Source organism: Candidatus Avelusimicrobium alvi (assembly GCF_958451995.1).
In the GTDB taxonomy this organism is placed as follows: Bacteria; Elusimicrobiota; Elusimicrobia; order Elusimicrobiales; family Elusimicrobiaceae; genus Avelusimicrobium; species Avelusimicrobium alvi.
The window spans coordinates 15,513-28,553 of sequence record NZ_CAUDSG010000004.1 but is presented as its reverse complement, the minus strand read 5'-3'; the positions used below and the strand labels follow the sequence as shown (position 1 = coordinate 28,553).

Below are 13,041 nucleotides of genomic sequence, written 5' to 3'. Positions count from 1 at the left end.
TTCTATGCACTTGATACGCCGGGCCGTTTGGAAGTTGCAGGACCGAAAGGCGCAGATTTTGCTGCCTTCGGTGCTGCTTGCGCCTATTTTCATCCTGGTGATTTATCTGCTGTTTGAAACGGCCAAAGTGTCTATGACCAAGGTCCGCCAGCAGTTTGCGCTGGATAACGCCGCCTATTCCCAGCTGTCCGCCGCCAGCACGTATTTAAACGCGGTGGCGCTGGCCAACGGGCCGCTCCCGTACCGCGTGATGCTGTATTACAAAGACCAAAAAGTAAATCCGACGGAAACCGCAGCCCAGCGCGGCCGCCAGCCGATTTCTATTTTTGAGCTGTTCTATCACGGCGGCGGCGTGCCCGCTATCGGCCCCGATTACTATACAGGTATTAACGGGCCGCCTAAAGCCGAATCCGTGGACTGGGGCGTACATTACGACTCGTCCAACGAAGAATATCCCCGCGGCGATTGGGAAAAAGACCAGCCCCGCGCCCCGGGTTCGGACGAATGGGTGCCCGTGATGAGCAAGTCGCTCGTCAACGATTACTATTTCCCGGCCTTGAAGTTCGGTACGCTGGTGATTCAGAACTATTTGGAAACGTATGTGCGCGTGGGGTCCATTTATGAATCCCAGTCGTATGTGTACAAAGAGGTAAGCAAAAACGCCATTATGTTCCGCGAGGCGTATTACCTGAATACCAACGATTGCAAAAAGTCGGACTGCGCCCGCCAAAGCGCGGCCCAGCTGCGGCCGTATATTGATTTGCGCACCAAACCGTTTGAGCTGGACAAGATTCGCTTCTACGGGTCTGATTCCGGATTCAGCGGCGAGCACGGCGGCGCGCTGAACCTGGATTTGCCGATGACGGAAGTTATTAAGACCAAGCTGTTCCAGTTTGCGTATCTGGAGCCGAGCTCCCGCAGCAAGCTGCGCACGCTGGCCCGCGGCGTGGTGCTTAAACAGCCGTTTAAATTGCCGAAAAACCATTTTAATATCAATTTGGAACAAAAATATAAACCGTACGTGCGTAATACGGCGGTGCTGGAATGCCCCCGCGCGGGAAACAACTGCGTGTGGCCCAACCCGCTGCCGAAATACACCGTAACGCTTAACCCGTAATGATGAACAAACTTTTTTCTCTGCGCTCCAGGAAAGGACAGGCGACCACCGAAGTCGTGCTGTTGTTTCCGCTGTTTGTCATTTTTATTTTGTTTATTATCAAAATTTTCGGTCTGCTCATTTTAAGCCAAAAAATGGAAATCGCCGGCTATTATGCGGCGCGCCGCTTTCAGCTGCAGTCCCACGAAACGGATTATTACGCCAATACGTGGGACAGACGCTTTTTGAAAAAGGACATTCAGCGCAAAGTGGAAAGCTACCTGGGTTTTGACAACGAGGGTATGCGTAAATTTTTGAGCTTAAACGAACTGAAAATGGATATTGAAACTTCCGGCACGTGGACAAAAGTTGTTTTGACCGCGCGCACCAAACCGCCGCGCATCCGCTTTTTGTGCAATTACAATAAGGACCAGGTGTGCGACCGGGACGCCAAATGCCTTAAAGGCTATATGTTTCTATGCGAAACGGGCGGCGAGGTGGAAGTGATTAAGTATGTGGGCCATAACGAACGCCCGGCCCCGTACCAGCGCCCGGAAGGGCGGTAGCCGTATGGGAAAATACTCTTGACAAAGGGGTATTTTCTGCCTATACTACTAGTAGCAAGCAAGTGATAACTCTGTGTTTGAGCGTACCTGCGGGTACGGGTCAACAAGAGTAGTTTTTATTATTATATATAAGGGGTTTTATATGTTTAAATTAAAACCGGGAAACGTATTCCAGAAGATTAACAAGATGGACAAAAAACAGGCTTACACCTGGGGCGCCATCGTGATAGTGTGTTTTATTGCGCTTATCACGCTGGCTTCTTTTATGGGGGATGCTGACGATACGTCCTTTGACGGGCTCAACACCCGCGGCTACGATTTGGCCCAAATGCCCTTCATCAACGACGAAGCGGAAGAATACCTGCTTGCTTCCAAGTATCCGGATATGCAGGGCAATAATTCCACGATGCTCTACACTTCGGCGGAAAAAGAAGCCCGCCAGGAAGAAGACGCCGCGAAAGCCGCCGAGGAAGGCGGCGACGGCGCGGAGACGGACGCTTCGGCTGACGGCGGTTACGCCGGCTATTCGGGCGGCGGTTATTCCGGCGGCTACGCCGGCGGAGGAGCCGGAAGCGCGGGTCCGACGCAAGTGGGGCAGCTGGGTTCGGCCAGCATGAGCCGCTCCGGCGGCAGCGGGGTGAACTCTTCTTGGGGCGCCCCGAGAGGGGACTTTTCTCCTTATAAAAGCCAGGAAAAAGGCTCCGAACTGCCCGTACAATTTAAGAATAATGACGCGCGCCGCGCGCTTTCCCAGTTTGCGCAAACCAGCCGCGCCGCGGCCGGGTTTAGAGACTCCAAGGGCGCCAACGCCAAAAGAGCCTTGATGGGCGGTAACGTCCAGGGCAGCGAAGCCTTTACCGACGGCGGTGTGGATTTAAGCAAAAGCGGCGGCCTGGCGCTGGATACCAATGCGCCCGTGTCCACGGCGGATTTAAGCAACCTGGGTAAAGACATTTCCGACGCCGCCAACAAAGCCAAAAACGATAAAGATGCAGACGAAGACGATTTTAGAGAGACATTAGGGGACAAACTGCTTCAACAGTTGTTAAGCGGATTAGTTAATATTGGAATAGATCTCATCGGTAATGGTATTAACCAGGGTATGGACGCCCTGTGGGGCTCTATCAGCGGCAACAGTGCGGCTAATCGCTTTGATAAGGAAACGACGAGTCGCATTATGGGCAGCTCCTGGGACCAGCTGAGTGATACTGATAAGGAATTATACGCTAAGACCAGAGGCGTAAGCGTGGACTCTTTGAATCAAACTTTTAAAGACAATCCCACTTTGACTATGCGTGATGATTGGGCTGCCTACCGCAGAGGGCAGGCCGGATCCGATCCGGCAGCTTCAGCTAAATTCTCCCGTCCGACAGCTGAATATCAATCTTCTTCTACCCAACTGGTAACGGATTCGGAGTTATTGGCATTGGGTGTTACGGAAGAAGCTGTGGTTACAGTGGACCAGGATAAGTATGCCCGCTATCAAAAAGCGAACAGAGCGTGGGAAGACGATATGGATAATTCTTTTCGTCAGACATTAAAATCTGAACGTGACGGCAGATTGATAAATACGGAATACGCGCAGGGCCGGCAGGAGCGGTATAACACGGCATATAATGCTAAACAGCGCGACCATTCCAATAAGAGATACTCTGCCGGCAATACTGCGGGGGCTTCGTCAAATAACGGAAGCGGTAACACTGGTTCGTTTAAGAGCCCAAATGATTTTACAACTCAGACCCAGTATGAGGATTATGTGAATGGGTTAACGGTGGATAATGATGTAAAAGAAACTTTATTAAAACGGAAACGGAATTAATATTTAAGATGTTACGGAGGAATTTATGAATATCTTTAAATGGATTACGGGCAGGGCCGGCAAGATGGCTCTCTCCGCCGCGCAAGCGGTGGGGCTTTCGGCCGTAGTCGGCGTTGCGGGTATTGCCGCCTGGCAGTATCTGGACGCGCCTGCGGACAATACCGCGTTTAACCCCGCGGCACAATATAACCCCGGCGAAATTGTATACGTGGCCGGTGCTTCCGGCGGCGCATACGGCGCAAACGGGGAAGTGCAGTCCGCTTTCCGGGCGAAACCTTCCAAAGCCATTGAGATGACGGAAAAAATGACGCTTGCCCAACAGCGGGCTGAAGAGTTGGACGATTCCGTTACCATTCCGTCTTCCGCCGCTCCCTCGGACCCGCGGGCTTACCAGATGGGCGGAACCGAAGGCTTGGGGATGGGCGGCAATCGGGCCAACGAACAGGATTTGAAAAATAACCCGATGGCGCTTGTACAGCAGTCTATGGCCGGCGTGTCGGAGGCGGTCAGCCGGGCCCAAGCGCAAGCCCAGGGGCAGGCCGCCGCGGCGGCAGGCCAGGCTCCTGCGGGGCAGGCTCCCGCGGGCACTTTAGCCAGCGCCACCCGCGACTGGGGCTCTTCCGCCGCCACCAAAGGCATTTCGGGGGGCGGGGGAAACTCGTTTAATTCCTCTTTTTCCATTCAGGACAGCGGCAAAAACAGCAAAGAAGCGGCCGCTATCTTGAAAGATCCGGATGCCGTTGTGCGTAATTTTCAGGCGCAGGCCGCCGCGGCGCGCGAAGGTGCGCAGCTGCGCGCCCGCTCCTCTTTTGGCAGGGACGAAATGCTCGCCGGTGATAGAGAAACCGCGGTGGGCAACGCCCGCAGCTCTAAAGAAGGCAAAGATTTGGACTTTATCCGTAAACGCTCCGCGGATGCGGCCAAGAATAAAAACCGCGCGGCGAACGAAGGTTCGCGCGCGTTTCTGGCCAGCACCCGTATTTCGGGCGGTATGACCGTAGTGGGCGACAATGTTACCACCGGCCAGGGGCAGGGTTCTAAAGATTTTGAGGCCGCCACCGAAGCCAACCTGCGCGGTTTGAAAACTTGGAATATGGATATAGAAGACCAGGCCAACAAACGCGACAAATCGCAGAAAAATATTCGTATGTGGCTGTGGATTGCCCTGCCCGTGGCGTTAGCCGCCATGCCGTGGATTGCCGCTATGTCTACGCTGGCCGCGGCGCTTTGCAGCAACCCGTTCACGCTGGCTGCCGGTGTGGCGCTGTGGGTTAAGGCGGCGATCTTGCTGGCGGTGGCGCTTGCTCCCGTGATGACGCTTTTAGGCGTAAGCATTCACCATATGAACAATTACGGAGGAGAGGCATTGTCCACCTGGGGCGCAACGATCGCCGGGATTTTGACGGCCGGCCTGGGAACTTGTATGATTCCGGGTGTGGGTGCGGCTTTGGGCGTACTTTCTTGGAACGCCATTTTGGCCACGGTGGGCGGCGTTGCTTTGGGCGCCGGTGCGGCGGCTTTGCTTAACGGCACCGTAAAGACTGATCCGGGGATTGATCCAGAGTCGCTTAACAATCCCAACAACCAATAGGGGGCCGTATGAAATTTAAAGATTTCGTAATGCCTGAACAGCGGACCATATCCAGAAGGGGCGTTATTATCGCCCGCATCGTATTTTGCGTATTATTCGTGATATGGGTGGCGGGTGCGGTTTACCTGTATTCCAAAGTGCAGGAAGCCGAACAAAAAATTCAAGAGACGCGGCGGGAAGCCGAACGCAGAGAAGAACTGCTCCGCCGCGAAGCGGCCTACCGCCGGGCCGCGCTGGAACAGCAGGCGGTTCAGTCGGGCGTGCAGAACGCGGTGGATACGTTTAAGCAGTAGGGAGAACACTTATGAACTTGTTTAAATTCTTAAAAAGTGTATCTGGAAAAATCCAGTTAACCATGGTCAACACCTCGGCAATGGCGCTTGTTGTGGGCGGCCTTGCCGCGGGGACGATATATAACGCCGCGGGCAATCAGACCAAGCAGGAAATGGCGGTCCGCTCGCTGTCGTCTCTTTCCAGGGATTCTTCGTATGAGGGCCTCCAGCGCAGAAACGGCCTGCTGACCTCCATTAACGTCAAGGACGGCCTCAACCAGGTGGCTACCGCCGAAGAACGCGCCGCGATGGAAGCGGGCGGAAGCTCTAATAATTTTGGTTTGGATAATGTGGAGCGGGTACAGAATGTATCCTTTGGCTCTGCCGCCCAAACGTCCGAAACGGACGGCCTGGGCATGGGCGGAAACAAAGCCGTTTTCAGCGGCCCGATTGGTTCCGGCGCTGCCGGCGGCTCGGCTCCCGGCGTGCATCCCGGCGCCGTAGCGGGTGCGGTCGGCGGAGCGTCATCCGGCGCGGCGGGCGGGGAACGCCCCACGCTGGGCACGGCTTCTATGGCCCGCGCTTCGGGTAATGCGTTTAACGCGGCGGCCGGTTCTGTGGGCGGCGGTTCCGCCGCTTCGGGCGCAAGAGGCGCCTCTTCGCGCGCTTCCGGCGGTTCTTCCGGCTCCGGGGACGGTTACCAGCTTTCCGGCGCGATGCCCAGCGGTACCAATGCGATTTCTTCGCTGGGGCTGTCGCGCGGCGGCGCGGCGGACGGTTCCACCTTTATGGCGGGCGGACGCTACTCCACCACCGGACGCGGAGCCCGTTCTTTCCGGGAGAAAAATGATTTAAAAGATATTTCCAAACGTTCCGCCGATGCGGCGGGCAATCGCAACCGTGCGGCGAACGAAGGTTCGCGCGCGTTTCTGGCCAGCACCCGGAACTCGGGCGGTATGACTGTGGAAGGCGGGGTGGAGTTGGGCGAAACCGGCTCTGCCGATTTTAAAGCTCCCGAAGCTTCGCGCTTAAAAGCGGTAGGCGATTGGTCGGATGATACGGACAAAGAGGCCGAAAGACGCGCTAAAGCGCGCAAAACGCTTACCTGGCTGCTGATTGGCACCGTTGTGGCGACCGCCCTGGCCATTCCGTTTGGGTATCAGTTAATTTCTAAAGGTAAAAATGCCCAGCCTTTCGGATGGGGCCTGGTGATTGCCGGGTGCGCTATTATTGCGGCCGCTTTGGCTACGGCCATTGCCATGGTGGTTAAAGCGGGCCAATATGCGGCGGAATTTTCGGGCGGCTTCCTGTCCACCTTTGCCGCTGTCATCGGCGGTGTCGCCATTGCCTGCCTGGGCTTGACCGTTGCGGCCGCCTTTACCAATAAAGGAAGCCCGCTGAACAAATTCTTTGAGAAGATTATGCCTAAGATGAAAAAGCTGGTCATTTCCCAAGGCAAGAATTTGGCCGTGGGCACGGCCACCAATGTGGCGGTGTCTAAAATACAGGAAGGTATTAATAAATCTTAATAGATTGTAAAGCGGGAAGAGCGCCCAACAGGCGTTCTTCCCGCTTGTATGGATAATCCGATGAAAGAACAAAACGAACAACAGGAAGAAAAAAAGCCGCTTGTCATTTTATGGGCGGAAATCAAAAGGCTTTCGCGTTCCAAAAAGGCCTGGGCGTTGTTCGTTTTGTTCTTTTTTCTGCTGCTTATCACGGGTGTGGTGCCGGTGGGAAAAATCCCGTTCCTGCGCAATTTGGCGTGGGCGATGGGCTATACGCCGGAAGAAACGCAGGATATTTCTCTCTTAAAAGCTTTGTTGTCCTGGAATGAACACGCCAAAATAATGCGGGGGGAACTGCCCGATCCCGACGCGGCAAACGTCTTTGGCAACGACGGCGGTTTTTCCTCGGCGCGTCAGCGGCTGGAATCGGAAAGAAACTCCAATTTGATTAATTTGCGCGCGGTCAATGCGTCTTTGGCCCAGCAGGGGCAGGCCGCGGACCGCCTGGCGGGCAGTTTTTATTCCGTTGACATTGGGGAAGGCGCGCGCGGGCCGGACGTGCGCATCCGCAAAGGAAATGCCTCCGCCAATACGCAGGCGAATGAAGCCAAACCCGGCGAAGTATATTTTGGCGCGGACGCTTCCGCCGTTGCGCGGGACCCGAAAGACGGATTTAATACCACAAGTTCCCTTAAAAAAATTGCAAACCCGAATATCGCCGGCGGCGGCAGTACGGACTGGCTGGGGGGGCTGGTGGACAAAGCCACCCGGGCCGACGCGGGCCTGGAGGGCATTGCCAAAAGTTTGGAGACGGGCGGTACGCTCGCGCAGCTTGCGCCGGCGGCGGATATCGGCCGCCACAAAGCCCAGCGCGATATGTATTACGCCTGGCTGACGGGTATGAGCGCGCGGCGCACGCCGCAGCTGGTGCTTAAAAAAACGCTGGCCTCGGCCGGGTTTGACGGCTCGGAAATGCCCAAAAAAGTGTTTGATTCTTCCGGTTATTCCGGCATCGGCATCAGCCCGGACGACGTCGTGGCGGATTTGGATAACATTAAACTGCGCCTGCAGAATGAAAAAGAATGCGAGCGCGCGTTAAATTCTTCCGGCGATACGCTGACCAACCAGCTCCAGGCCGCCAAAAACGGCATTAATACGCTGGCGGGGTCTTTCCCGAAAACCTGCGACGAGGTGGACGGCAGCTTTCCCAACCGTTTATCGGCTCTTCGCAACCAGTGCGAACAGGTTAAAAACGCTTATTCCGATTTGGGCACTTTCTGCGGAATGGCGGTAAAAGCGGGCCGGGAAGGCACCTGCACCACCAACAATTTACAGGGCCGTTACGACGCATATGCGGGGTACTGCCAGGCGGAAAAAGAAAAATGCCAGGCTTTAACGACGCCCGAAGAGCAGGCCGCCTGCCTGGGCGAGATTAAATCCGCCGCCGATTACGACGGGGACGACTGCCGCAACGGCGGCTGTTCCGAGGAAGGAGTAAGCAAGCTGGTGGAAGGCACGTTTAACGTAAGCGTAAACGGAAAGCCGGTGGACCCGAACGCGGGGGATTTTTTCCCGGAAGCGGATTGGGGCGGCACGAAATTTTATTAAAATCCCCCTTGAAAAAAGAGGATTTAATTGTATAATAGAAGTAAGGAAGTGCGTGTAAAGAAAGTTGTTACGGAGTGGGCGACCATCTCTGAACAACGAATTTCTTTATTATAGCAAAGCAGTAAACGGGACTGATTTCTCCGACGGTGGGAGTCTCTTTCCCCGGGCCCCGAAAAAGGGCAAATCCAGGCAGTTTTATTTTGATAGGAGGCATTTATGCCAGAGGAAAAAAAGAAGGATAGTTTTACCTTTAGCGATAAGATAAAGAACAGCAAGCCCGCTGCTTCCAAATCTTTCGCTAATCGTATTTCCTCCAAAATCGGGAGCGACGGCAAACCCAAAAAGACTCTCTTTGAGAGAACCAAACGGGATGCGCCGTTCTTCATCGCCGCCATTGTGGCGCTGCTGTTACTGCCGTTCTTGTACAAATACAGCGGTACGGTGAGTGAAGAACCCTTGGTCACCCCCGGAAGTGAGGAATCCATGTTCGATCCCGAACGGTACGGTTTTGATACGGTTGCCGGGGATCCAGAAGGACAGATTGCGCAGCTCGCCGGACGCGATCCCTTGAGCTTGATTAAAGGTTTCGGCTCGGGCGAAGAAGCCTCCGACGATTCGCACCTGTACGATATTGACCGCAGCGGTTTGGACGACAGCCAGTCTTACGTCGGCACTTCTGTGGAAGAAAATAATACCAACATTTATAAACGCAACGCGGCGCCCGCCACGCGCGCGGCTTTCCGCCGGGCGGCTACCAAAATCAACTCGTTGCCCTCCGCGGGTCTCAACAGCCGCGGCGGCGGCAAGCTGGGCGTCGGTATGTGGGGCGGCGGTTTGAAAACCGCGGCCAAGAAAGTGGGAGCGGAAGCTCCGCGCACGAGCCCGAAACCGGTTTCCCTGCAGCCTTTACAGGCCGCCGGAAAACCGAGCCGCAGCTATTTCGGCCAGGGCGCGGCGGCGGAAGCCAGACGCTCCAGAGACGCCATGTCCAAAGGCAACGCCATGCAGGCGTTGATGGACGCCCAGATGAAACCCATTGAACCCGGTAAAATCGGCGGTCTGACCGGCGGAGCCTTCGGCCCCGGCGGCGGCAACGGCGATTTGAAACGTTCGTTTGCTTTCAACGGCAAAGAACCCTGGTGGTGGGACATGATGAAGAAACGCTCCCAGATGGAATGGGAAGCGGAGTTCAACCGTAAATGGGACTGGATTAAGTGGAAAGACAAACTGTTGCAGGGCTTCCTCAACGGGGTTCTCTCCTGCTTGTTTACCGGTACGGACGACTGGTCTATGGGCAATATGTTCGGCGCAATAGAAGGCGGTGGGGATGCGGCCAAATGCGGCGAATACACCAAAGAGCAGTGGGAGAAGTGCACGGAATGTATGAAGTTTGGCGCTTTTGGCAAACAAAGCTGCAAAATGTTCATTTCCCAATTTGGTGAAAATTCTGTTGCGGCCAAAAAAGGCTGGCAGGGCGGTAACGTTGCCGGTGCCACGATGGGCCCGATTATGCAGCGTATTGACTGCTTAAGCAACGGCTTGGGCGCCGCGCTGACCAAGAGATGGTTCGGCAATGATAAAAAAGGCGCGCTGTCGGAAGCCAACGATTGCAGCACTTTCGCGATGGACGGCATTTACAGAGCTGTTCAGTCGGGTAAAGGCGATTGGAGCGTATTCCACTATGTAGTGGGGATTCCGACCGCTAAGTTGGATACGTATTATAAGGTGGCTCCGGATGTGCAGAGACAGATGCTTGTCGTCGGTTACCTGCATCCCGGCACGACTTTTAACGCTAAAATCCCCGAAGTGGCGGACCGGGCCGGTTTTATTCCGCTGTTTGTGGAGAGCGTAGCCATCAAGAGCAAAAAATTGAAAGACGGCAGCGTTGATCCTAAGTATAAAAAAGATTACAACGATGCTCTTTCCAACGCGGAAGAGGCCAGAGACGCCGCTGTTTCCAGCAAGCGTAACGAGGCGGCTGCAGACTTGGAGAAAGCGTTGCAGGCGTGTGTCCAGTCTTATCCGGACAGCAGCTCCAAAGGCTATAAAGAGTGTGTACAAAAAGCCCGCGGTACGGCAGACGGAACAGTTGCGGGCGCTTCGCAAAAGGCTAAAAAGCAGTATAAAAAAGATAAAGCTTCCGCTCAGCGGGATCGTAACAATGCCAAAGCCGTATATAACATCCGCGGCGGGGATTTACCGGAAGATGTGGAAGTAGCGCTGACCGAGCTTACCCAGCAAACTTCCGACGGCGGTTTGCTCAGTTACACGGAATTCTTGGGCATTTTAAGACAGGGCGGCGCCATCCGTGACGCGTATAAGACTTCTACGAACGCCACAGCGCAGCTTTCCTTGTCTACGAAAGGTGCGAAGGAAGGTAAGGGCTTTGTAACCGGTGCGCGCTGTGCGTATCCGCTGGCCCGCATCAGCTGTGACTTCTACGCTACCGCCAATACCGCAGGTACAAAAGAAGGCCAGTCTGCCTTGCTCGGCAGCACTAATGTACCGTTTGCTCATTTGAGCTTTGCCAACGGTATGCAGGGTAATGCCAAGGCATATGAAGCTATGCAGGATAAGTTTGTAATCGTCTACAAAGTGCAGAGCAACGGCAATGAGTATGCCAAAGCGCTCAGCACGGACAATAGTAATGATACGCCTCAAGCCTATGTGGTGCCGCATGCCGACGTCAGACCGTTTGAAGGTACATGGCGCAACGAAGACACCGGCCGGACCAATTCGCTGGGTACGGCTAAAAACACTGGTCTTAACTATCAGGTTTTGGCCAAGACGCTGCCGGAAGGTGTGAAGGGCAAACGCCTGATTCTGAACTGGGAAATCCGCCAGTGCCCGTCTATTGATGTAGACGGCAGTGTGGTTACCAAAGGCGGCTGCCATAATGGTACTGTGTATAACAATACCGTGGATAAAGAAGGCAACGTAACGTCCAGAACCGCGGTGGGCCAGTCTTTGCCCGGTGAAGTAGTCAGCAGCGCAAGTTGTGTGTATTTTGACGACACCGAAGTTTCTTCTTCGGAAATTGAGCGGCAGCCCATCGGCGAATGTGATGCTGCGGATGCGTGGCAGAAGTCTGAAAAGTGCTGCTTGGAAAAGATGCCCGGCTACACCTGGAAGAACGGTCAGTGCGTGCCGCCGGCTCCTCCGGTTGACGAAGGCGGTCAGACTCCCGACCCGGCACAGGTTGTATCGTTCTTGGCGCCTAAACCCTCTTGGGTTCCCGCGTCTATTACGGGAAGAAAAGCGGGCACAGGTCCGTCCAAAGAGATTTTTGACGGCGGTTTCCTGGCTGGAAATGCGGGTAACAACTGTGACGTGATGGATGGGTTTATCCTCAACTCCAACACTGCTAAGAATTATGTGGACGCTGTTGTAACAGCTTACAACAGCCAACATGCCAACCTGCCTCTTAAAACGCAGAATGGCAGCTATGCTTTTAGCGGTCGGGGCGGATTCCCAACTGTGGGCGAATTTATTGACGCTATGAATATTGCCTCTTCTATGGGCAGAGCCGATGTGCCGAAACAGGCCGTATGTGCCCTTGGACGTGCCGTCATGGCGGCTTCGGAGGACAGAAATGTCCCGCAGCGCAATTGGATTCGCTATAACGGACAGACATACGCTCCCCGCAACCCGTTCGGTTCGTTCTTAGATTATATCGGTGAAGAGGCCGCTTTCTGGCCTGCTCCGTACTATATCGCTCCGGACGGTGAGGAGAAGTGCGATATGCGCTTCCTGTATCAGGCCTGGAAAGAAGAAGGAAAGCCTTATTGCACCGCCAGCGGTGTTGCGAAGAAATACCACTGGGGCGCCTATTCTTCTAATGCAAAGCCTAACAGTGCGTACAGAAACTCGTCCGCCGGCAGAAAAGCGGGTTATCCGTTAGCGGCTATGAGCAAACTCGGCCAGTATACGCCGGAGGGCACTTCATCCAATGCCCGCCAGCATGATATGCGCAAGGCATACCATTTGGGCACCGGGTATAAATCCGGCCTCTCAAATAACGGCGCCAATGCGCTGGTGCGCGACGATAGAGAAGCGTCGCATCAAGAATTGCGTGGTGATTCTTGTTCGTATCTCTACGGAGAAGACGAAACCATGAAGGTGGCCAATGTCTTGACTTACGTGCAGGCGGTTTGTACCAATGGACTGAACTATAAACCTTCGGGCGATGCGTCCGACAGATGGTGGAATACTGGCAATAGTGGCAGATACACCGCTCCGGATGGTTCCAGAAGCACTACTGTAAGTGGTGTAAGCGCGAGCGATCTGAGAAGACGCACCGAATAGCAATAAATCTGACAACCCCCGGGAGAGCCCTCCCGGGGGTTGTTGTATCTGTTGAAAACCCCCAGCTAGGCTGGGGGTTCAGTAAAGGTTACACCGTTGAGTAAGGTAGTTTTAGTACGAGAATATAAGAGCAAGAAGAAAGAGAATTTTGTCAGACAGGTATAAATGAAAAAAAGAGTCATTCCCGAAGGTAGTAGTCGGGAATCTGCTCCATTTTAATAACGACAGATCCCCGACAAAAACACTCGGGGATGACAAAATAAGAGAGAGAATAAA

General features: G+C 54.5%; 8 protein-coding genes. All 8 read left to right on the top strand.

Features of this window, described 5'->3' with window-relative positions:
* The first annotated feature begins 4 nt into the window (after positions 1-4).
* The 8 genes from ACQY36_RS01615 (at position 5) to ACQY36_RS01580 (ending at position 12,765) form a co-directional block, all read left to right on the top strand.
* Positions 5-1,117 carry a TadE/TadG family type IV pilus assembly protein gene (locus tag ACQY36_RS01615; protein ID WP_428077446.1) on the top strand — a complete coding sequence of 371 codons (1,113 nt, stop codon included), beginning with the start codon at positions 5-7 and terminating at the stop codon, positions 1,115-1,117.
* Positions 1,118-1,119: 2 nt separating this feature from the next.
* Positions 1,120-1,662 carry a hypothetical protein gene (locus ACQY36_RS01610; RefSeq protein ID WP_428055565.1) on the top strand — a complete coding sequence of 181 codons (543 nt, stop codon included), beginning with the start codon at positions 1,120-1,122 and terminating at the stop codon, positions 1,660-1,662.
* Between the two features lie 142 nt (positions 1,663-1,804).
* Positions 1,805-3,481, top strand: a complete 1,677-nt coding sequence (locus ACQY36_RS01605; RefSeq protein ID WP_428077445.1) for a hypothetical protein — start codon at positions 1,805-1,807, stop codon at positions 3,479-3,481.
* 25 nt (positions 3,482-3,506) lie between these two features.
* A complete protein-coding gene (locus tag ACQY36_RS01600) occupies positions 3,507-5,072 on the top strand; it encodes a hypothetical protein (protein WP_428077444.1) in 1,566 nt (521 codons plus the stop codon).
* 8 nt (positions 5,073-5,080) lie between these two features.
* Positions 5,081-5,365 (top strand): hypothetical protein, encoded by a 285-nt coding sequence (locus ACQY36_RS01595; protein ID WP_428072308.1) that lies wholly within the window; start codon positions 5,081-5,083, stop codon positions 5,363-5,365.
* Between the two features lie 11 nt (positions 5,366-5,376).
* Positions 5,377-6,873, top strand: coding sequence for a hypothetical protein (locus ACQY36_RS01590; protein ID WP_428077443.1), 1,497 nt, complete (start codon positions 5,377-5,379; stop codon positions 6,871-6,873).
* Between the two features lie 48 nt (positions 6,874-6,921).
* Positions 6,922-8,460 carry a hypothetical protein gene (locus tag ACQY36_RS01585; RefSeq protein WP_428077442.1) on the top strand — a complete coding sequence of 513 codons (1,539 nt, stop codon included), beginning with the start codon at positions 6,922-6,924 and terminating at the stop codon, positions 8,458-8,460.
* A 216-nt stretch (positions 8,461-8,676) separates the two neighbouring features.
* Positions 8,677-12,765: a hypothetical protein gene (locus ACQY36_RS01580; RefSeq protein ID WP_428077441.1), complete on the top strand. Its 4,089-nt coding sequence runs from the start codon at positions 8,677-8,679 to the stop codon at positions 12,763-12,765.
* Positions 12,766-13,041: the final 276 nt, after the last annotated feature.